Genomic DNA, 21,878 nt, shown 5'->3' with positions numbered 1-21,878 from the left:
AACACAAAGGATCATTATGACAAATAAAATCATTGGTATTGTACTTATTGTTATTGGCGTAGCACTTGGTATGTGGGGTTATGATGTTTACGATTCTGCAGCTTCACAAGTTACTCGTGCATTCAATGGCGAAACCCCAGTAGAAGCATGGCTTGGCTTTATTGGTGGCGCAGTTTGTATTTTAGTAGGCCTTACCCGACTTAAATAGCACACAAAAAAGCCGCCTTTGGAGAGGGCGGCTTGGGTGAACAAACAGCTATGGGTGAGAGCTGTTTTATCAAGAGGCTTACGCTAAAACACTATTAAGCAGCATTTTGCTCTGCATCGGGTGCTTGGCGAATTAAATAGTCAAAAGCTCCTAAGCTAGCAGTTGCTCCGGCGCCCATAGCAATAATAATTTGCTTAAATGGCGTATTGGTCGCATCGCCCGCACCGTATATACCCGGTAACGACGTTGCACCCTTTGCATCAATGAGTATTTCACCAAATTGACTAAGCTCAAGGTCACTCTCTTTTAACCATTCGGTGTTTGGTATCAAACCAATTTGTACAAATATACCGGCTAAAGCTAGCTCCTTACTTTCTCCAGAAACACGATCGGTATAATTAAGGCCTATTACTTTATTACCATCACCGAGTACTTCAGTAGTTTGTGCATTTTTAATAATAGTAATATTTTTTAAGCTATTTGCTTTACGAATAAGTACTTCGTCAGCACGTAACGTATCGGCAAATTCAAGCACCGTTACATGCTCTACTATGTTAGCTAAATCAATAGCCGCCTCAATACCTGAGTTACCACCTCCAATTACCGCAACAGATTTGCCTTTAAATAATGGGCCATCACAATGCGGGCAGTATGCAACGCCGTGACCTTTATATTGTTGCTCGCCAGGTACATTCATTTCACGCCAGCGTGCACCGGTTGCTAATACGAGTGATTTTGCTTTTAATAAAGCGCCATTTTCTAAAGTAATGTCATAGCCATTACTGCCTTTTTGCAGATTTGCCGCGCGTTGGTTGTGCATTACATCAACATCATATTCTTTAACATGTTCTTCTAACTGAGCCACCATTTTTGGCCCTTCGGTTGCTTTTACCGAAATAAAGTTTTCAATGGCCAATGTGTCAGCTACCTGGCCACCAAATCGATCGGCAACCACCCCCGTATTTAGCCCTTTACGTGCAGAATAAATAGCTGCCGAAGCACCTGCTGGCCCACCACCGACGACAAGAACATCAAACACTGATTTTTCATTCAATGCTTTGGCTTGACGCTCTGCACCTTTGCTATCAACTTTATTCAAAATATCGGTTAGGCTCATTGCCCCTTGGCTAAAAGGTTCTCCGTTTAAGTACACAGCAGGTACAGCCAATATATTTCGTTGCTCTACTTCATCTTGAAACAGAGCACCATCAATCATGGTGGCTTTAATATTGCTATTTGTAGCAGCCATTGTATTGAGCGCTTGAACCACTTGCGGGCAGGTTTGGCAGCTCAAACTAATATACACTTCAAAATTGAGTGTTTGCTCAAGTGTTTGTATTTGTTCAATGTCATCTTTACTTGCTTTACTAGGGTGACCACCCGTATGTAATAGCGCTAACACTAAACTAGTAAATTCATGACCCATAGGTACCCCTGCGAAGGTAATATGGGTGTTTTTTTGTGGCGAATGCACCACCATTGAAGGTCTGCGTGCCGAAGTATCTGGATTGTTACTCACACTAAACTTATCGCTTAGTGATGCTAAATCATTCGCTAAACTTTCTACTTCTGTTGATTTTTTGCTGTCATCCAAGGCGATAAGCAGCTCAACAGGCTGAGTCAGCGATTCAAAATGGCTTTTTAATTGGTTCTTTATGTTGTTGTCTAACATGGCTTAGCCCCTTACGGAAAAATAAAACAGCAGAACCCCCATGCCATCAGTGCATGTGCGAATTTTAGAAAAGAGTGATGGCGTGGGAGAGTGCCCAGTGAGCCAAGTAGGCTCACTGGTATTAGAGTTATGTACTACTCTAAATTTAGTGAAGGTAAGGTTTAAATCTTACCAACTAGGTCTAGTGAAGGTGCTAATGTGTCTTCACCTGGCTGCCAAGATGCAGGACATACTTCACCGTCATGCGTGGCAATGTATTGTGCGGCTTGTACTTTACGAACAAGTTCTTTAGCACTACGGCCAATACCTAAATCATGCGTTTCAACAACTTTGATTTCACCCTCTGGGTTCATTACAAATGTACCGCGAAGTGCTAAACCATCATCTTCAATCATTACACCAAAGTTACGTGTAATGCGTCCTGTTGGGTCGCCAATCATTGGGTAAGTAATTTTACCGATAGTGTCTGACGTGTCATGCCAAGCTTTGTGCGTAAAGTGCGTATCTGTTGATACCGAGTAAACCTCTACGCCCATTTCTTGTAGCTGTGCATAATGATCTGCAAGGTCACCTAATTCAGTTGGGCATACAAATGTGAAATCTGCTGGGTAAAAGAAAAAGATAGACCACTTACCTAATACGTCTTTTTCAGTGAGTTCTACAAAGTCACCATTGTGGTAAGCTGTTGCATTGAAAGGTTGTAATTTTGTGTTAATCAATGAAGTGCTCATAGTATTCCTCATTTATGTTTAGTGTATTTAAAAAAGTTAACGCCTTGTGCGTTTGCTTGATTAATACAATAAGGCCATTGAGAAATTAAATAAAATTGATTGTTTAGATTAAAACAATCGCTTTTTAAGATTGATCGAGATGAGAAGTTACAATAATTGAATGCAAGCTATCTTAAAATTAAAAATACTAGTTACACTGAGCACTAAAGGTAGCCATCAGAAAATGAGATTTTCAAATTCATTTTCAGGTAAAGCTTTGCTAAACAAAAATCCTTGCCCTTCTTCACACTCAAGCGAAATAAGTGTATCGAGCTGTGCTTGAGTTTCAATGCCTTCACCAACAATCTTTAAATTAAGTGAGTGTGCTAAATGGGTGATTGCTTTCACAATATCTAGGCTTTGCTTATCATCAACCATATCTTTAACAAATGACTGGTCAATCTTTAATACATCAACAGGAAATAACTTTAAATACGATAAACTCGAATAGCCCGTTCCAAAGTCATCTATCGCTATGCTCAAACCAAGGTTTGAAAGCCCGTTTAATATCCTACTTGTTTCATCAAAATCACTCATTAAAGCGCTTTCTGTCACTTCTAATTCAAGATAACCACTAGGAAGCTCAGTATCCTCAAGTACTTGTGCTACGCTTTCTATAAATTTAGGATCTGTAAATTGTTTAGCAGCAACATTAACAGCAACTTTAATTGGATGGCCTTTATCTAGCCAGCGTTTAGCCGCTCTGCAGCTTTGTTTTAAAACGCTATGACCCAACTTATTAATTAAACCAGTCTCTTCAGCTAATGGAATAAAGTGTAACGGCGATATAAAACCGTCTTCCTCATCTCTTAACCTTACTAACGCCTCAGCACCTATGATTAATTTATTTTTTAAACTAAGCTTGGGCTGAAAGTGAACTTCCAACGTGTCTTTTTCAAGTGCATTTCTCAAAAGCTTATCTATATTTTGACGTTGATGAAACTCATGTTCTAAGTCATCTGAAAAATAACAAAATCTATCTCTACCATACTCTTTGGCTTTATACATTGCTGCATCAGCATGCGACATCATTAATTCGGCAGAATCAGAATCCGTTGGATTAATACTAATTCCCACGCTTATAGTTAAATTAAACTCTCTTCCATCAACACGAAAAGGTTGATGCATTGCATACAAAATATCAGATGCAACAGCATCAACATGACACGGCGATTTAATATCAGGGAGCAACAATACAAATTCATCCCCGCCAACACGGGCCAAGGTCGTATTTAAATCAACAATAGATTCAAGTCGTTTAGCAACCAGTTTTATGATTTGGTCGCCAACATGGTGTCCCTCTGTATCATTTAAATATTTAAAATGATCAATATCAATTAACATTAACGCCACTAAAAAACCATTACGCACAGATACCTGACAAGCATGCGCAACGCGATCATGTAATAAAATTCGATTGGGTAAATCGGTTAATTGGTCATGGTTTGCTAAATGGCTCATCTTAACAGCCATCGCAATCGACTCGCTCACATCATGAAAAACTATAATCGCGCCAATAATATTCCCCTTTTCATCTCTGATGGGGGAAGCAGAATCCTCAACCCGATGAATTCTGCCATTTAAGCTCGTTAATTGGCAATTAAGCGCCATAGCTACTCTTCGCTGCTCTTTTAAAGCAATAGAAATTGGATTAAGGCTTTTGTGCTTTGTGGTTGCATCCCTTAGTTGCATAACCTCTGAAATATGATTACCAACTGCTTCATGCATTACCCAACCGGTCATCATCTCTGCAATCGGGTTCATAAACGTTATTTTTTCGTCTTTGTCTGTTGCTATAACTGCGTCGCCAATCGAGTTGAGCGTTACGCGCAATCTTTCTGATTCAATAGCAAGTAAACGCTGTGAATGTTTTAGTTGTTGCTCTTGTGTTTTTAGTTTTAGATGATTGCCAACGCGCAAGCGGCATACCTTAAGATCAACGGGCTTTTGTATATAGTCAATCCCACCCAACTCTAAAGACAAATGCTCAAACTTACTCTCATTATGGGAGGTAATAAATATTACTGTTACACCACTAGTTTTGGGATCGTTTTTTAAGCGTTTACACACTTCTAACCCGCTAATATCAGGTAATTCAATATCTAATAAAATAATTTCTGGTAAGAACTGCTGTGCTTTTTCAATGGCGCCAAAACCAGTATCGCTACATATAACTTCTGCAATATCTGATAAAGCTCCCTCTAAAATCATTAAACTAGTGGGTTCATCATCAACAATAAGTACTCGTTGCGCAAAGCTTTGATCTACAGTGGTTAACACAATCACTTCCCATAAAAAATTAAACAAACGCAACTAAAGTCTAGCTGAGTTAACCCAAACCTCCACCAATTACCTAAAATATATACTTAAGTGTTATATTATTAGCGTCAATCAAAAAGGGTTTGTAGAGTTCTAAATTTGAGATAAATGAATACAAAACAAAACTCTTTATTAAAAGTAAAACTTGATCAATTACCTATAGCCCTCTAAGTTTAGGGTAGCTAAATAATGGCTGGTCTTTAATTGGAGTAGTGGATGCCAATAAATCTTAAGAAAAGGATAATTCGTCAGGTAAGTAATTACACCCTTTTATTCCCAATTTCTTTATCCGCCATAATGACCTTAATTGTTGTAGCCATTATTATTAATGAAGCAAGTTTATCGCGCTCAGTACTTAGCTTTGTAGAGCATGAAATCATAGACAAAAACCAATCTATTAATTCACAAACGCAAGAGGTTATTGAAAACTACCGTCGAGATATTCGTTTTTTACACGCAACCCCTCCAATCAAAGGTTTAGCTAGGGCATCAAATAACAAAGGAGTAGACCCACTAGAAAACACCACCTATGCTCAATGGAAAACAAGGCTTGAAATTATATTTGCAGCGTTTTTAAAAAATAACCCCGATTACGAGCAGCTAAGAATCATCAGTACCAACAAAAAAGGACAAGAACTGGTAAGGGTTGATCGCGTTCAGGGTGCAGTAGAGGTTATAGATTTAAATAGGCTCCAAAATAAAGGAGCGCAAGAGTACTTTACGGCCAGTAGTAACCTCTCTGATGGCGAAATATATATGTCTGAAATTTCGTTGAATAGAGAGTACGGTAAAATAGAGTTTCCTTATCGCCCGATGTTGAGGCTGTCTATGCCAATTTTTGATGAAAATCAAAATAGATTTGGCTTTATCATAATTAACGTGAATGCTAACAACTTATTAACCCTTTTAAAAAACAGTATTAATACACCATTTCAACTCGCTTTAACTGACAGTAACGGCTATTTTTTATCACACCCAAATAAAGATTTCACCTTTGGTAAAGACCTAAATAGTGATATTAGCATCAATAATAATTACACTTTTAACCCCGTTGCTAATAGCTCATTGTCGCTTATAAAACCAAAAAGCAATGCGCAAACAAGTTATTACACCGCAAGAAAAAAAATCACTTTAGCGCTGGGTGAAAAACAAAACTTTTTATCTAGCCACGTTTTAGCGCCTGTTGAGTATATAAAAAATATTGAAATGGAACGTAGAACAAAGCTCTACGCCTTTTTACTTATTTTGGTTATTGTATTAACTATCATTCTCGCATTTTTCAATCGTAGTCTTCGCAAAAGCCAAGAGCTTGCAAATGCGCGCGCACAATCTGAGGCGATTATAACCGGATCATCTGATGCGGTAATTGGCATTACCAATAACGGTATTGTCTCTAGTTGGAATAACGCCGCAACTCTGATGTTTAAACTTGGAGAATTAGAAGCTATTGGAAAATCAATTAATGATTTAAAAATAATAGATCAGCTAAATTTTAACGAGATAATTGAAAAGTTCACTGGTGGTACTCGTCAATTTAAGCAAGACGCTAGTATCAGTAACGGCTCTACTAAACGCTACTTTTCACTCTCTTTATCAGCCATTATCGATCAATTTGGAATGTTTATTGGCATAGCAATAATAGCCAGAGATGTAACCAAAGAGCGCACCATTGAGAATGAAATAATAAAAGTAAATCATGAGCTTGAAAATAAAGTAACTATTCGCACTAAAGAGCTCAAACAAGCCAGTGAAGTAAAAAGCGCGTTTATTTCTAATATAAGCCATGAAATGCGTACTCCACTTAATGGCATAGTGGGTACTTTAAACTTAATAAAAAAAGAGCCATTAAGTGAAACACAAAAAAACTATTTAGAAATGACCGAAGTAAGTGTGAGTGCTTTATCTGTATTAATAAATGATATTTTGGATTTATCTAAAATAGAAGCCGGTAAACTTGAGTTGAACTTTAAAGAGTTTAATTTAATAAAATTAATCGAAAGCGTTTGTGGCAGTATGGCTGTTAAAGCTCAGGAGAAAGGCCTCGAATTTGTTTTAGATGTTGTGAATTTAAAATGTAAAACGATTACAACTGACCCCCATCGTTTTTCACAAATCCTGACTAACTTAGTAAATAATGCGATTAAATTTACTGAAACTGGGTTTATAAAGGTCACCGCTTATTGCGAGCAAACAAGCAATGATACTGTGACCGTTCACGTAAAAGTTACCGATAGCGGTGTGGGCATTGCACAAGAAAACCAGAGCAAATTATTTACCGCCTTTTCTCAAGAAGACAAAAGCGTGGCATCTAAATTTGGTGGAACAGGGCTTGGGCTTTCTATATGTAGACAGCTTTGTAGCCTTCTAGGCGGAGAAATTAGCTTTGAGTCAGAAAAGTCACTAGGTAGTAGTTTTCATATAAAACTAACACTGAGCAACGCTGATACAACTCATTATAGTTTTGCCCCACGATTAAAAAACAAAAGCTTTGCTATTGTTACCAAAAATAACGAGTTGGCCAACAGCATAAATAATTTAATAGCTGCTTTTTCGGGAAACAGCTTTTCAGCTGAACAATTACAACAATCTCTTGTTTCAGATGATATAAAAAACGTGTCTTTACCTGACTTTATACTTATTGAACAAGACGACACATTGTTAAAACGTTTAGATGAAATGTGGCCAACTATTGCTAATAATCATGTAATTAAAGTTATTTTATTAGCAAATCGCGGTTATCCTCAAATTAAAACAAGACACGTGCAAGCCAGCTTACTTTCTAAACCAATACTTATTTCAGAGTTTTTAAAAGCAGTCGCCGATGAACGCAGCCTTGAAGATAAAATAAGTGCTGGTAGCAGTAATATTAATATTAACAAACGCCGTGAATCAGACTCAGTTAAAACTGATAACTCTGACTTTAAAGGGGCACATGTTCTTATCGTTGATGATAACGAAATAAATATAGAAGTAGCCGCGGGTATATTGTCATGTTTATCTTTAGAGATAGATACCGCGTCAAATGGCCAACAAGCAGTAGAAAAACTTGTTAACTCGGTGGCCAATAATCATCAATACCACTGTGTATTTATGGACTGCCAAATGCCTATATTGAATGGTTATGATGCAGCAAAACAAATAAGAGCTGGTGAAGCAGCGCCTCAAAATATTGATATTCCCATAGTCGCTATGACTGCTAATGCAATGATGGGTGAAAGACAAAAATGCCTAGATGCAGGAATGAGTGATTACATCACTAAACCAATCTCTGCAGAGGTATTAGTTGCAACAGCTACAAAGTGGTTGTCTTCAACTTTTATAAAAGAAGCTCCATTGGAAAATAATCAGCTTAACGAAATTAATAAACCAATTTCTGATACTTTGGATAGTCAAAGTTTACCTGATTGGGATAAAGATAACGCGCTATCTCGGTTATTAAATAATGAAGAGCTGCTTATAAAAGTATGCGAATTATACCTTCAAAGTACACCAATGAAGCTAGAAGAACTTGAGGATGCAATAAATAACAATAATTTATCGCAAATATCAAAACTAAGTCATGGCTTGAAAGGCTCATCGGGTGATGTAGGTGCGGCTAACTTGCATAAATTATTTGATGAATTAGAAGTAATGGCCAGTGAAAATGCCATGGGCAGTATGAAGAATAAATTAGAGCTCATTCAAACTAGCTACAAAAAACTCGAATCAACCATTAACAGCTACTTAGAGATACAACCCAGTAGTTAGCATTTTGGTGGTGATAATGAATAAACCAATGAAAATATGTATTGCTAATTAAAGTTAAAAACGCCTAAAGGCGCTTTTAACTTTTGAGTGTATTGCTAACCAATACCACCAAAAAATATAAAAGCACATAGGATGTTTATTCTTACTCGCTATACTGGTCAATTATAACTTTTAAACTATTGAATTCTATAGGCTTGTTTATAGTGTTAGTTATACCCGCTGTCACGTACTCAGGCTCGTCTTTTTCAGTGATGTTTGCAGTAACGGCAATAATGGGCACATCGTGGTAATTGGCTAGTTCCCTAATATATTTAGTTGCCAAAAGCCCGCCCATTACCGGCATTTGAATATCCATCATAATTAAATCAAATTGTTGTTTAGTACATAGCTCAAGCGCTATTTCACCATTATCTGCCACGGTTATATGTTTAATACCCATTGCTTTTAAAAAGCTTTCTAGCACGATTTGATTTACCGGATTATCTTCGGCAATTAATACCTGCACATCTTTATTTTTAATATTTACATCGGGTAATTGTGCTTGTTGTTTTTCAGCCACATTTGATGATGGAGTACTAAGCGTTAACTGAAAATAAAATCTCGAACCCTTATCCAATTCACTTTCTACTTGTAAATTACTGCCCATTAAGTTTAATATTTTACTAGAGATAGTTAATCCAAGCCCTGTACCACCAAAACGACGTGTTGTTGAAGTGTCAGCTTGTGTAAAAGCATCAAATAACGTTTTTATACTATGTTGTGAAATACCTATACCACTATCGATAACGCTAAATAGTAACATCACTTCACTGCTATTTTTCTCTTTTAGAGCAACAGATAATGTTACTGTTCCATACTCTGTAAATTTAAATGCATTCCCCAATAAATTCATTAGTACTTGTTTTAAACGGGTTTCGTCGCCTTGTACCAAATCAACAGAATCTACTTTTTCTTTTACTATTTTAAACTCTATATTTTTATGGTCGGCTTGCGATTTAAAAATTTGTTCCAGCTCATACAATAAAGCACTTAATTTAAACTCTCTATTTTCTAGTAGCATTTTATCGGCATCAAGCTTACTTAAATCAAGAATGTCATTAAGAATAACCAATAAACTGTTGCCTGAAGAGCTAATAACCTCAATCATGCGTTTTTGTTTAGCATCAAGCTCTGTATTACTCACTAGCTGTACCATGCCTAAAATACCGTTCATGGGAGTGCGTATTTCATGGCTCATATTAGCTAAAAACTCAGATTTGATTCGGGATGTTTCTTCTGCCGCTTTTTTTGCTTCAACTAGGCGCTCGTTTAGCACTCTAAATTTATTTGCTGCTTGGGCTAAAAACCCTATTTCGTCTTCACGGTTAATATCAGCTATGTTTGCTGAGAAATCACCATTTAGAAATGATCTAAAACTAACTGTGAGCCTGTTAATCGCTTTAATAATATGAAAGTGAAAAAATAAAGCGAAAAGAATAAACAAGGTAACAGACAAAAATAACGACACTTGAATAACAGTTTGCGCAGCATCAATGCTCTCTTGACTGGTTTTCGAAATATCACTAAGCAACAACAATGCATCTTCTTGCAATTTTTTGGCAAGTGCTGAAAACTCGACCGAATCACCGGCAATAACAATATTACTTAAGGTTAAATAGTTTCTATTAACTTGAATGGCCTGAGCAAATAAAGACTCGAATTTAGTTGTTAAACTATTTAGTTGCTCGACCTTGTTGTGGCCAATCATTTTGTTTGTAGCGCCACTGTTGGTTAATTGTTTAATTAATTGTAGCCGCTGTTTTACTTGACTACGTTTGGCGTAATCGCGTTGAGTTAAAAACAGGACTGAATTGCGATACAGATGATGCCAATGATCCTTTAGCTGAAACAATAATAAGTCCTTGCCCAGCCTGGCCGTTTCTCCATCCCTGCTTGCTAAGGTAGTTAATGCTAATTCGTAGGTATTTGGTAACTGTTGCTCAATAATTTTAGACTTTTCATCATATCGTTTTTTAAGACTATCGATACTTTTGCCATAATTTAAAACCAATGATTGCATGGCGTTTAATGAGTTTTTAATCTTGTGTTGCTGAATTCGCTGTTGTGCTTCAATTAACCGCGCTTGAATACTTTGCTGAGTGCTTTTTATTTTATCAAAAATAACCTCGCTACCCGACACACCATAAACCGAAATATCTCGTTGAATCTGTAAAATATCTTTGTTAATTTCAAATACAACAACTGACAGCCCATTAATATTCAATACATTTTTACTGGCTTGCTCTATTTTGTCGGTTCGCTCATTAATAACAACGTAAACTATTATTTGTATTAAAATAAAAATAGCCAACGAAGATAATACTTTAATAGATAAAGAACCAATTAACTGTTTCAGCATTCAATTCCCTTATGCGTTTAGTAGTTCAAACCATTTATCTAAACTGTAATCGTAGTTATCCATCACTGTATTCCACACCGCAATATTAGAAAAGCGCTTTTCATAGCTGCCGCCATCGCGAATTTGCCCTGGCATAATTATATTTTTGCCATCGGTACCCGCTAGTGGTTGAGTCGCTTCTTTGCCATCGTACCAATAATCCCATTCGGGGGTGGTAATTATTTCTTTACTACGTTCTGGATTAGAAATGTAATAACCTTGCTTGGAAATAAATGCACCAGGCCAGCCCGATAACCACCAGTTCATGTATTCATAAGCGGCGTCTTTTACATGCCCTACCGTATTAGCAGAGAGACACATCACTCCATGCCATGCTCGATACCCTTCTTTAGGAGATGCATTAACAACGGGTAAACCTTGGGCTCTACATGCAGTCACCCCCGGAGAAAATATACTTTGTATGTGCACACGCTTTTTAAGCATAAACTCAACCGATTGTGGCACCGACGTCCAAAACCCAGAAAAATGCCCTGCTTGCTTTTTATTAATTAAAATTGCAAACAGTTTGTCTATTTCTGCAACACTCATATTGGCAATATTATTAAATGTCATCAGCCCTTGAGCCTGGGCTGCCAATGCGGCATCGAAAATGCCTATGGTGGGGGCATTCACCAAACCTACATGACCTTTGTTACTCTCTTCAAGCAACCAGCCCCATGACTCAGTCTCGTAAGCCACACCCTTAGGTATAAAATTAGTGTTATAGCCAAATGAATCCACATTGTGAACATAAGGCATAAAACTTATTTTATCAGTTGCTTGGCTTCCAAGTGAGCCATCTTGTTGAACATATAAAATTTTGTTGGGCGCATCACCTGCGCCCAATTTTGCTGTGGGAACTAACTTACCGGTTTTGGTTAGTGGGTTTATTTCCTGCCAATATTTTAGTCTTTCTACTTCAATTGGTTGAATAGCATTGGCTTGCCACAATATATTAATTGAGTCAGACCATTGTTCATATAAATCAAATGAAGAGGGATCAGCTGCTGCTTTTTGTAAAACGGCCGCACTCCCCATAGGGGTAAATTCAATATTAATACCGAGCTCTTGCATGGCGCGGACTCTAAGCTCTTCTTGTAAAGTTACATGCGTTCCCATGACTCTAAGCGTAACCGGTTTTTTTGCAAACACATACGGCGCTTTAAATGCGACAGCAGAGGTCGCAGCACCGACCGCTAGCGTACTTAAAAATTTACGTCGAGTGACATTGTTAGCCATACTAATCATCCATTTAGTGATTCCCACAATCAGTATAGGTAATAATCGAATAATCACTAACTTAGCGCTTCAAAAAACACTATTTTAATTAAAATGAGTGATCGTCATAAATAACATGGTCGTTTAATTATTGTATAAATTTTATAAGATAACTCTATCTATCCTTGTTACACTAGCAGTGTTGAAATACCTACTCGATTAAGGCGCTTACCCATGGAAAAATTTGTTAATCACATTCAACTAGGCTATTTGGGCTTGCTGCCGTTTTTAGGCTGTGTGGGTTGGCCACTTATGTTTGGCAGTAACAGTGTTAATTTAGAGTTTTTTAGTTTTTACAGCATCGCTATTTTAGCGTTTATGGCAGGTAGTTTATGGCATGCAGGGCAACAAAGCTTTGCCGATGCCATTAAAGCTGTGCTGCCGGTCATTCCTATTCCGTTTTTATCATTTTTGCCGATTGAGTGGATGCTTGCGTGGTTAGGCGCGAGTTTTTGGTTGGTTCTGATTTTCGAAAAAGCGTCGGTTAATTGGCAGAGTTACCACAAAGATTACCAAAAAATGCGCTTTGTGCTCACATCTGTGGTGTTTGTGTGTCATATCTTAATTATTGGTATGAGTATTTACCCTAAATAACACGCCATTACTTAACCATTGGTCTGTAATAGGGTAACATCCGCGCACTGTATTGAGAGGACACCCCATGATAGACCAATTGCGCCAACAGCTCACTGACCTTGGTGAGAATTTTGTAGAAAAAAACGCCGCTTTTAAAATAAAAGTGATCCCTTTTTTTTGTGCCATTAGCATAAAAAAAGATCATAAAAGCGAAGGTCGTCTTTCTTTTTATTCAAATCAACTCATTGAAATACTAATGGTTGTGTTGTTTGTATTGTTTGGTTTATCTATATTTGATCCTGACGCAGGATTTACCCATGGTCCTATCCACATTGTTTTTGCTATTTTGATTACCTTTAACCTAATTTTAAAACAGGTTGCTATTGAGGGTTTAAAAACACGTTTAGCTATGTACAGGTTGCATCAAGCACCTCAGCAAGATGATGAGCCCGAAAAACCAAACACATCTTCACGCTAATATGTATTTAAATCCAAACTGGAACATACTTACAGTAGGTGATGGCGATTTATCGTTTTCAAATGCGCTTTATCGTCATATTAAGCCAAAAAAGTTAGTGGCATCCACTTACGACGACCAATCAACTATTGAGCAAAAATACCCAGACAATGCGCTCAATGCTTTAAAGTCGCAAAAGGTAGAAGTACTTAATAGTTTTGATGTAACCAACCCACAATGTTGGCAAGCGCTTGGCCAGCATTTACATAGTTTTGATGTGGTTATTTTTCAATTTCCGCTTATTCCTGCGTTTGTTGGTCGTGATGCATTTGAACATAATACTCGCCATACCAGCATGAACGTACTTAACCGTGCATTACTGCATCAATTTATAAAATACGCTAATGAGTTTGCTTTAAACCCGCAAGGCGCAGGGCTGTGTTTCATCACTTCAAAAGATGTTAAACCGTACCGTGAATGGAATATTGAAGGCAGTTTAAATACCCATTTAAACGAACAATATCAAGGGCAAATGCCATTTGATATTAGTCACTTTAGTGGCTATAAAATTCGCAATGTTGACCGTGATAAGCACGTTAAAGACACCAGCGGCATTACCTATGTATTTAGTGAAAAACCCTTACCTGAACTGGCTAGCTTGTTAACTTTTCCTGCTTACTTATCCGATAATTATTGCTCGCTATGTCGTGTAGGGCCGTTTTTAGCTGACGAGGATAAAAGCAAGCATTTTGCTGCTAAAAAACACCTGCAAATGATCAAACTAGAGCAAGACTGGCAGCAATGGTTAACAGCGTTTTATAAGTCAAGCTAGCTTAATTAAGTCAGCTGCTTTTTCGGCAATGGCTATCACACCGGCATTAGTGTTGCCGGTAATTATATGCGGCATAATTGAGGCATCAACCACACGCAAATTTTTCACGCCATGTACTTGTAGTTGGCTATTCACTACCGCCATGGCATCTTGCCCCATTTTACAAGTGCCTACAGGGTGATATTCAGTCTCGGCCGTTTGCCTAATATACTCAATAAGCTGCTCATTATTGTTAATATCTAGCGGGTAAACCATATTACCTCTAATTACATCAAATGCTTCACTTTGCATAATCTGCAGTGTTTTTTTAAGCCCCGCTAACATCACGTTTAAATCATCGGGGTGGCTTAAATAATTAGGATCAATAAGTGGAGCACTCAAGGGGTTGGCATCGGCTAATCGAATCGTGCCACGGCTTTTAGGTTGCATAATACTACAGTGAATACTATAACCATGGCCTAGGTGCAGTTTACGGCTATGGTCATCCACCAGCCCAATTACAAATTCAAGCTGTACGTCGGGTACTTTTGAATCGGAAAATAGCTTTATAAAGGCATGTGATTCTGCAAAATTACTAGTAAGCTGCCCTTCACGTTTTACAAACCAATCAACGCATCCTTTTGCAATATTAAACGCCCCACCCGCACTTATACCAAATGTGCCTTTACTGTATTTAGCTTTATACAATGGCACAACGGTTAAGTGGTCATGAAGGTTCTCTCCAACACCAGAAAGCTCGTTTACTATTTCAATATTATGCTGCTTTAGTTGCTCTTTAGGGCCAACTCCCGATAGCATTAAAATTTGCGGTGAGTTAATTGCGCCAGCGCTTAAAACCACCTCTTTTTTTGCATGCAATACAACGGCCTTATTGTTTATAGAAACAGAGACTCCGGTTGCGGTTTTATCGCAAAAAAGTACTTTATTAACGTGTACTTTGCTAAGCACAGTTAGGTTTTTTCGATTTAAATGGGGGGTTATATACGCTTTTGCCGCGCTACAACGCTCCCCTTGATATTGAGTCACTTGCGATAACCTGGCTCCCACTTGCTGCCCTGCGTTTATATCGCCATTGTGCGGTACACCTTGTTGTTCGCAGGCGTTTAAAAACAGCTGATTTACTGGGCTTGGCTGGCTTAAATCCTGCACATGCAAAGGGCCATTAACCCCGTGTACATCACTTTCAGTAAAGGTTTTATTATTTTCAGCTTTAATAAAATAAGGCAATAAACTCTCATAGTCCCAGCCCTCATTGCCCAGTGCAGCCCAATTATTATAATCGTGCTTATTACCTCGAATATAAACCATGGCATTAATGGAACTTGAACCGCCAAGCACTTTGCCACGAGGCATAAATCCGCAGCGGTTATTAAGTTCTTTTTGAGGTACCGTATTGTAATGCCAGCTATTAATGCCATAAGGCACACTAGCAGCAACCCCTGCAGGCATTTGAACCATTGCACCTTTATCACTGCCGCCCGCTTCAATTAAGCACACACTCACATTTTTATTTTCAGATAATCGCGATGCAATAACGCAGCCTGCACTGCCTGCGCCAACAACAATGTAATCAAATGTAGTGGTATGCATAATTATTCTCCAATTAAAAAACCAGTTTGCATGGAACATCGAATAAAAACTTGTTATTTTTAGACACCCTCACCAAAAGTATATTTTATGAGCCGTTTAATTAGAGTCACTTCTTTACAAGGAATAGACCATTTAATTGCAGAACTTGGGGGAGATCTCGCTGCCATAATGCAGCAGTGCGCCATTAATGTGGACTTTAATAAACTAGAGCAAGAGACCCTTACTTACCGCGCGTATGCACAGCTATTAGAGCATTGCACCAATACACTGAATTGTCCAAATTTTGGTTTAAAACTAGCAAGCCTGCAAAGCTTTGATATTTTAGGCCATATTGCAATAGCCGCTCAAACAGGCACTAATTTAGCCGAGGCGCTAGATTGGGTGATAAAATATTTGCACTTACATACGCCAGCGCTTAATTTAACCACTCACCCACTTGATGATAATGAGCACGTGTTTTTATCATTCGCTATAAATCTCAGGCCATTACCGGCAATAAACCAAGTAATAGAGCTCACCATTGCATTGGCCATTGCCACTTTAAAAAATATAAGTAATGGCCGCTGTAAGCCACAAAGTGTATTTTTACCTCACACCCTAAGCACAAATAAGCTGACCTACCACCAGCATTTTGGCTGTAAGGTTATTACTCACAGAAATAGCGCCGGTGTATTAATTGCCAAACAAGACTTAGATTTAACACTTAACGTAACTAAGCAGCATAAAACCCAAGCAGCACTTAACTTTTTAGCTGAAAATAATGCTTATAGCCAATCTTTGCCTGCTCAGGTAAGCGCGCTTATTCGTATTATGCTGCCGATATTTCAAAGCGCTAATAATACCATTGCCGCTGCGCTTAATATTCACCCTCGCACCTTGCACCGAGAACTTAAAAAGCACGATACCAGTTTTGTAAAGCTCAAAGACGCTACTCGCCGCGCCTTATGTGAGCACTATTTATTACAAAACCAATTGTCGGTGACTCAAATTTCAGAGCTTTTAGGTTATCAGGAGCAAGCTACGTTATGTACTAGCATTAAACGTTGGTTTAATTGCTCTGCCCGCGCATTTAGAGCCAAACATTGTTAAACTGCGCACTTGTTTAAAAACAGCAAAGGCTATTCATGAATTTTGTAATTGTAGGTACTAATTTTATTAGCGACACGTTATTGGCAGCGGCTAATACACTCAGCAATTTTAATTTATACGGTATTTGCTCTCGCCAAATAAGCAGCGGCGAGCGCTTTTTAGCTAATCATCCAACAAATACCGATGCTAAAATTTTTACCTCTATTGATGCTGTGTGCCAAGATAAACAAGTAGACGTAGTTTATATAGCGGCGCCAAATAGCCTGCACAGTGCATATGCAATACAGTGTTTAAAAGCGGGCAAACACGTATTAGGCGAAAAGCCCTCAGCGGCTAATAGCAAGCAACTTGCGGCTATTTTAACTGCGGCAAAGCAGCATCAGCGCCTTTACATGGAAGCGATGATGACAACGCACTTACCTAATTTTGCGCACTTACAAGCTGCCCTAAAAAAAATAGGCACACCACGTAAGTTTATTGGTCAATTTAGTCAGTATTCATCACGTTACGACAAGTATAAAAATGGTGAGCGCCCGAATACTTTTTTACCTGAATTTGCTAATGGTGCCTTACTAGATTTGGGTATTTACCCACTTTATCTCGTTATTGCATTATGGGGAGTACCACGCTCTGTTCACGCCAGCGGCGTATTACTTGAAAGTGGTGTAGATGGTGCAGGCGATGTGCTTTTAAATTATCCCGACAGACAAGCGGTGATCAGCTATTCGAAAATTTCACAAGGCGAAAATATCACTGAAATTCAGGGGGAATTAGGTCGAATTAGAATTGAAGCCGTGTCGCAGCTTAAAAAAATAGAGTTTATTGCTAACAATGGTCATAAAGAGCTTATTAGCACGGAATTTGACGAGCACTTTATGAAGTACGAACTCGAGAACTTTATCAATACCATTGAGCAAAATCAGGGGGAGTCTAGCGTTAATACTCATCAGCTTTCTGTCGATGTAATGCAAGTACTTGATACCGCACGCGCACAACTTGGTGTTGTTTACCCAGCAGATTTATCCTCTGAATAAAACAAAAACTACCGGCTAAGCGATAAGCGTATTTTATCGCTTGGCCTTTGAGCACACTTTACTAAACACTGCTATTTTGAATTAAGCTTAAAAAGATCACAAAATTTGACTTACCTCTGAGATCAAAAGCAGGTAACATGCCGCCAAAATTCATCGCAATCTTTAAGGACATCCATGCAAAAATCAACCAAAGATCTATTACTGGCTATTTTATGCATATTGCTAGCAATGATGACGATTCAGTCAGGCGCGTCACTGGCTAAACAGCTTTTTCCTATTGTTGGACCTGAGGGCACAACAGCCTTACGTTTAGGGTTTTCGGCCGCTATTTTGTGTTTGATTTTTAAACCATGGAAACACTTCCCTGTTGCAAGCCAACGCTTACCCATATTAATTTATGGCTTAAGTTTAGGCGGCATGAATATTCTATTTTATTACGCGATAGAACGTATCCCATTAGGTATTGGGGTTGCGCTTGAATTTACAGGCCCATTAGCTGTCGCGTTGTTTTCTTCTCGCAGAAAACGTGACTTATTTTGGGTTGCCTGTGCAGTGGCCGGTATTTTATTACTTTTACCTGATATGAAAGGTCAAGACAGCCTTGATCCAGTCGGTGTAGTACTCGCACTTGCGGCGGGTGCCTGTTGGGCTGGCTATATTTTATTTGGTAAGAAAACAGGCAGTCAAAGCTCTGGTGGCGCAACGGTTGCGATGGGCATGACAATATCAGCCATTGTGCTGGTACCTTATGGCGGCATTTCACAAAGTGCTGCATTTACTTGGGATATTATTCCATTAGGTATTGCTATCGCCGTGCTTTCAAGCGCCCTGCCTTATACTCTTGAAATGATTACTTTACGTAATATGTCGCCACAAGGTTTTAGTATTGTAATGAGCCTAGAACCTGCAATTGCAGCACTCGCTGGCTTAGTTATTTTAGGTGAACTGCTAAGCATTTGGCAGTGGCTGGCTATTTTACTGGTGATTATTGCCTCGGTAGGCAGCTCCATGTCTAATGGTAAAAAGCAGCCTGCTGCTTAGAGTTTAATAATTTAATTGCGTCATGAACTATCATGGCGCAACTTCTCATCTCCTATTTTACAACTCCCTCTTAGTATAACTAAGCCTGCGTTTTATCTCTCCTTTCACACCATTCATTGTTGCACTTAAAACAATATATACCATCTACTGTGTGTGCATTATTTATACAAACACCTTGTTATATTTAAACTTTAAATTTAAGTAAAAACCCACACTTTAATTTTTATTCTAAAAAAGTGAATTAAAATTCATATTTTTATTTCCATCAACAAAACTCCCTGATACTATTAGTGCTCATTTATTAACGTACTAAATCTAACTGGGATCAATTTTTATGTTTAAACCAAGCCTGTTAACCTTGGCTGTATCAAGCGCACTGAGCGGTGTATTATTTAGCGGTAATGCAACAGCACAAGAGCAAATTATTGAAAAAAATAAATCGCTTGAAGTTATTGAGGTTACAGCAACACGCCGAAGTGGCTCTATTCAGGCTGCGCCTCTTAACATTACTGCGCTTGATGCCGATGTAATGAAAGACCAAAATATCAGCGAATTAGCCGATGTAGCGCGTTGGGTGCCAGGTTTAACAATTACTGATCAAGGTGGTCGCTCTGGCTCACCTATTATAGTTCGCGGTTTAAATACAAATTCATCAGGCCCTTCATCAGATGGCGGCACGGTAGCTACTTACATTAACGAAATTCCAGTATCGGTAGATATGCGCCTTGTTGATGTAGAACGAGTGGAAGTACTTATTGGGCCACAAGGCACACTATACGGGGCTGGTACATTAGGTGGCGCTATTCGCTACATGCTTAAAGAGCCAGAGCTTGATTTCATATCAGGTGAAGTATTTGGTGATGTTTTTCAAACTCAAGAAAGTGATTCAATCGGCGGCGAAGCCGGTTTTATCTTCAATTTACCATTAATTGAAGACAAACTTGCTGTTCGTACCAGCTTAAATATTTATGAAGACCCAGGGTTTATTGACTACGCCTACACCGTTCGTGAACCAGGTGTGTCGATCACCGACCCTGATTGGACAAACCTTGATGCAGTAAACAGCAATCTTAAAAATGTAAAAGACGCCAACGGTGAAACCACCACAACTGGGCGTATTTCATTACGTTACAAGGCAAACGAGTCATTCGAAGGCACATTAAACTACTTCTATCAAAAGCAAGACACCGAAGGTCGCTCAATTGTTCATCACAATAGCCTAAACGAAAATAATGGTTTAAATGATCGCATCGGCAAATACGAGTCAGCGTACCGTTTTGAAGAGCCACGGGAAAAAGAAGATCAATTACTCAGCCTTGAACTTAAAGCCGACTTAGGTTTTGCTGAGCTGGTATCAGCTACCGGTATTTCACACTTTGAAGCCGATGGTCAACGCGACCAAACTGACCTTTTAATTCGTTTAGACTATGGCTACGAAGAGTTTCCTTCGTTTTCGGCATTTACCCGTGAATTAGACGAAGTCGATACCTTCACTCAAGAGCTACGTTTGGTCTCACAAAGCGATAGCGACCTAAGCTGGATTGTTGGTGGTTTTTACAATAAAACCGATACCGACGCATCAAGCAGAGAGTTTACGCCAGGCTTTGATCAGTTCGCGGTTGATAATTTTGGTGGCGCACAACTTAGACCTGACTCTTTAGAGTATTTAGAAATTACTGGCAGCAAAGTCACTGAGTCTGCACTTTTTGGTGAAGTGGGTTACCAGGTAACCGATAAACTCGACATTACCATTGGCGCGCGTTTTTACGAATACGACGTAGAATCAAAAGCGGCTTTTGATTTCCCATTAGCAAATACCTTGTATGAAGGTGCTGCACCTGATGCAATTTCAGTTAACTTTGAAGAGAACGAAGCCGGTGATAACGGTAATCTTTTCAAATTTAATGCTAAATACCAATTTACAGATTCAGTGATGGCGTATGCAACCATTAGTGAAGGCTTTAGAATTGGTGGCTCAAATGGCTTAGTGCCTTGCCCAACCCCTCTACCTGAGGATCAACAAACAGGCTGTGGTACACCTGATGAAATGCTATACGATGCCGATACAACCACTAACTATGAGCTAGGCTTCAAAAGTACTTGGATGAGAAGCCAGCTGCACTTTAATGCTGCGCTATTCAATGTAGATTGGGACAACGCACAAATTGCCGGTGCAACAACAGTAGGCCAATTACCTTACTTATCAAATGCTGGTAGCGCAAATGCGAAAGGGATTGAAATTGCCACGCGTGCAATTTTATCAGACTCATTTACAGCCTATGCAACTTATGCCTATACAAAAGCAGAACTAACCTCAGACGCTCCGTATTTATTTAATGCTGACGGGAGTGATGGCGCGGTAGATGGCGACCGTTTACCGGGCTCACCTGAGCATCAGTTCTCTATGGGGATTAACTACCAAACAGACGTTTTAAATGATAAAACCCTTGATATTAACTATGGTTTAACTGCACAAAGTGATGTAATTTCAAAAGTAGGCCTACGTGACAACGGTGAAGCACTCCCAGGTTATAGCTTAAGTAATATTTCAGCTAAATTAACCGCCGATGCGTGGTCGACTACGTTATATGTAGATAACCTATTTAATAAATATGCGGTTACCTCTGTTCGTCGCTCAGATGCGGATATTACAACAGCCAATGGCGCAGACATACAACGTAACTATGGTTACTTTATTAATCGCCCGCTTACTGTTGGCATTAAATTTAACTATCAGTTTGAAATATAATTAAGCGACAAGTTTGAAATGTAATTAAACGATAAGTTTAAGTACAATCAAGAGGCTCAAATTAATTTGAGCCTCTTGA

Annotated in this window: 15 protein-coding genes; 9 read left to right on the top strand and 6 right to left on the bottom strand. The window is 38.7% G+C overall.

Translation table 11 applies throughout. The annotated features are described in order from the left end of the window. Positions 1 to 16 precede the first annotated feature (16 nt). Positions 17 to 208, top strand: coding sequence for a DUF3185 family protein (locus tag CWB76_RS08310; protein ID WP_008115648.1), 192 nt, complete (start codon positions 17 to 19; stop codon positions 206 to 208). A gap of 94 nt (positions 209 to 302) precedes the next feature. Here CWB76_RS08310 and ahpF read toward each other — a convergent pair whose 3' ends face one another. The 3 genes from ahpF to CWB76_RS08295 all read right to left on the bottom strand — a co-directional run bounded on the left by ahpF (position 303) and on the right by CWB76_RS08295 (position 4,930). Beyond that, complete coding sequence (ahpF, locus tag CWB76_RS08305; protein WP_138606754.1) at positions 303 to 1,880, bottom strand: alkyl hydroperoxide reductase subunit F; 1,578 nt, start codon at positions 1,878 to 1,880, stop codon at positions 303 to 305. A gap of 161 nt (positions 1,881 to 2,041) precedes the next feature. After that, a complete protein-coding gene (gene ahpC, locus CWB76_RS08300; protein WP_008115650.1) occupies positions 2,042 to 2,611 on the bottom strand; it encodes an alkyl hydroperoxide reductase subunit C in 570 nt (189 codons plus the stop codon). A gap of 216 nt (positions 2,612 to 2,827) precedes the next feature. Next, complete coding sequence (locus CWB76_RS08295) at positions 2,828 to 4,930, bottom strand: two-component system response regulator (RefSeq protein WP_138606752.1); 2,103 nt, start codon at positions 4,928 to 4,930, stop codon at positions 2,828 to 2,830. Between the two features lie 255 nt (positions 4,931 to 5,185). Here CWB76_RS08295 and CWB76_RS08290 point away from each other — a divergent pair, with 255 nt between their 5' ends. Beyond that, entirely contained in the window at positions 5,186 to 8,716 is a 3,531-nt protein-coding gene (locus tag CWB76_RS08290; RefSeq protein ID WP_138606750.1) for an ATP-binding protein, read from the top strand. A 142-nt stretch (positions 8,717 to 8,858) separates the two neighbouring features. Here CWB76_RS08290 and CWB76_RS08285 read toward each other — a convergent pair whose 3' ends face one another. After that, positions 8,859 to 11,114 (bottom strand): ATP-binding protein, encoded by a 2,256-nt coding sequence (locus CWB76_RS08285; RefSeq protein ID WP_138606748.1) that lies wholly within the window; start codon positions 11,112 to 11,114, stop codon positions 8,859 to 8,861. 9 nt (positions 11,115 to 11,123) lie between these two features. Then, positions 11,124 to 12,392, bottom strand: coding sequence for an ABC transporter substrate-binding protein (locus tag CWB76_RS08280; RefSeq protein WP_010389226.1), 1,269 nt, complete (start codon positions 12,390 to 12,392; stop codon positions 11,124 to 11,126). 213 nt (positions 12,393 to 12,605) lie between these two features. Here CWB76_RS08280 and CWB76_RS08275 point away from each other — a divergent pair, with 213 nt between their 5' ends. The 3 genes from CWB76_RS08275 (at position 12,606) to CWB76_RS08265 (ending at position 14,296) form a co-directional block, all read left to right on the top strand. After that, entirely contained in the window at positions 12,606 to 13,025 is a 420-nt protein-coding gene (locus CWB76_RS08275) for a DUF3429 domain-containing protein (RefSeq protein WP_138606746.1), read from the top strand. Between the two features lie 67 nt (positions 13,026 to 13,092). Continuing rightward, positions 13,093 to 13,485 carry a hypothetical protein gene (locus CWB76_RS08270; RefSeq protein WP_138606744.1) on the top strand — a complete coding sequence of 131 codons (393 nt, stop codon included), beginning with the start codon at positions 13,093 to 13,095 and terminating at the stop codon, positions 13,483 to 13,485. Between the two features lies 1 nt (position 13,486). Further along, positions 13,487 to 14,296, top strand: coding sequence for a class I SAM-dependent methyltransferase (locus CWB76_RS08265; protein WP_138606880.1), 810 nt, complete (start codon positions 13,487 to 13,489; stop codon positions 14,294 to 14,296). On the opposite strand, the gene CWB76_RS08260 is transcribed toward CWB76_RS08265, so the two are convergent. Then, positions 14,288 to 15,886 carry a GMC family oxidoreductase gene (locus CWB76_RS08260; protein ID WP_138606743.1) on the bottom strand — a complete coding sequence of 533 codons (1,599 nt, stop codon included), beginning with the start codon at positions 15,884 to 15,886 and terminating at the stop codon, positions 14,288 to 14,290. The two genes, CWB76_RS08265 and CWB76_RS08260, sit on opposite strands and share 9 nt — an antisense overlap. Before the next feature lie 87 nt (positions 15,887 to 15,973). On the opposite strand from CWB76_RS08260, the gene CWB76_RS08255 reads away from it, so the two are divergent. The 4 genes from CWB76_RS08255 (at position 15,974) to CWB76_RS08240 (ending at position 21,799) form a co-directional block, all read left to right on the top strand. Then, positions 15,974 to 16,975 (top strand): AraC family transcriptional regulator, encoded by a 1,002-nt coding sequence (locus CWB76_RS08255; RefSeq protein ID WP_138606741.1) that lies wholly within the window; start codon positions 15,974 to 15,976, stop codon positions 16,973 to 16,975. A 35-nt stretch (positions 16,976 to 17,010) separates the two neighbouring features. Beyond that, positions 17,011 to 18,009: a Gfo/Idh/MocA family protein gene (locus tag CWB76_RS08250; RefSeq protein ID WP_138606739.1), complete on the top strand. Its 999-nt coding sequence runs from the start codon at positions 17,011 to 17,013 to the stop codon at positions 18,007 to 18,009. A gap of 174 nt (positions 18,010 to 18,183) precedes the next feature. Further along, on the top strand, positions 18,184 to 19,050 hold the full coding sequence (locus CWB76_RS08245; protein ID WP_008115672.1) for an EamA family transporter: 867 nt from the start codon (positions 18,184 to 18,186) through the stop codon (positions 19,048 to 19,050). Between the two features lie 334 nt (positions 19,051 to 19,384). Beyond that, complete coding sequence (locus CWB76_RS08240; RefSeq protein ID WP_138606737.1) at positions 19,385 to 21,799, top strand: TonB-dependent receptor; 2,415 nt, start codon at positions 19,385 to 19,387, stop codon at positions 21,797 to 21,799. Positions 21,800 to 21,878 lie beyond the last annotated feature (79 nt).

It is taken from the genome of Pseudoalteromonas sp. S1609, assembly GCF_005887255.1.
Classification (GTDB): Bacteria; Pseudomonadota; Gammaproteobacteria; order Enterobacterales; family Alteromonadaceae; genus Pseudoalteromonas.
The sequence above is the reverse complement of the archived record's forward strand: the minus strand, read 5'-3'. Positions and strand labels throughout refer to the sequence as shown.

What these genes read in the sequence shown, in the direction of transcription:
- CWB76_RS08310 (WP_008115648.1), top strand. Translation starts at nt 17, where the DNA reads ATGACAAATAAAATCATTGGTATTGTACTTATTGTTATTGGCGTAGCA.
- ahpF (WP_138606754.1), bottom strand. Translation starts at nt 1,880, where the DNA reads ATGTTAGACAACAACATAAAGAACCAATTAAAAAGCCATTTTGAATCG.
- ahpC (WP_008115650.1), bottom strand. Translation starts at nt 2,611, where the DNA reads ATGAGCACTTCATTGATTAACACAAAATTACAACCTTTCAATGCAACA.
- CWB76_RS08290 (WP_138606750.1), top strand. Translation starts at nt 5,186, where the DNA reads ATGCCAATAAATCTTAAGAAAAGGATAATTCGTCAGGTAAGTAATTAC.
- CWB76_RS08285 (WP_138606748.1), bottom strand. Translation starts at nt 11,114, where the DNA reads ATGCTGAAACAGTTAATTGGTTCTTTATCTATTAAAGTATTATCTTCG.
- CWB76_RS08280 (WP_010389226.1), bottom strand. Translation starts at nt 12,392, where the DNA reads ATGGCTAACAATGTCACTCGACGTAAATTTTTAAGTACGCTAGCGGTC.
- CWB76_RS08275 (WP_138606746.1), top strand. Translation starts at nt 12,606, where the DNA reads ATGGAAAAATTTGTTAATCACATTCAACTAGGCTATTTGGGCTTGCTG.
- CWB76_RS08270 (WP_138606744.1), top strand. Translation starts at nt 13,093, where the DNA reads ATGATAGACCAATTGCGCCAACAGCTCACTGACCTTGGTGAGAATTTT.
- CWB76_RS08265 (WP_138606880.1), top strand. Translation starts at nt 13,487, where the DNA reads ATGTATTTAAATCCAAACTGGAACATACTTACAGTAGGTGATGGCGAT.
- CWB76_RS08260 (WP_138606743.1), bottom strand. Translation starts at nt 15,886, where the DNA reads ATGCATACCACTACATTTGATTACATTGTTGTTGGCGCAGGCAGTGCA.
- CWB76_RS08255 (WP_138606741.1), top strand. Translation starts at nt 15,974, where the DNA reads ATGAGCCGTTTAATTAGAGTCACTTCTTTACAAGGAATAGACCATTTA.
- CWB76_RS08250 (WP_138606739.1), top strand. Translation starts at nt 17,011, where the DNA reads ATGAATTTTGTAATTGTAGGTACTAATTTTATTAGCGACACGTTATTG.
- CWB76_RS08245 (WP_008115672.1), top strand. Translation starts at nt 18,184, where the DNA reads ATGCAAAAATCAACCAAAGATCTATTACTGGCTATTTTATGCATATTG.
- CWB76_RS08240 (WP_138606737.1), top strand. Translation starts at nt 19,385, where the DNA reads ATGTTTAAACCAAGCCTGTTAACCTTGGCTGTATCAAGCGCACTGAGC.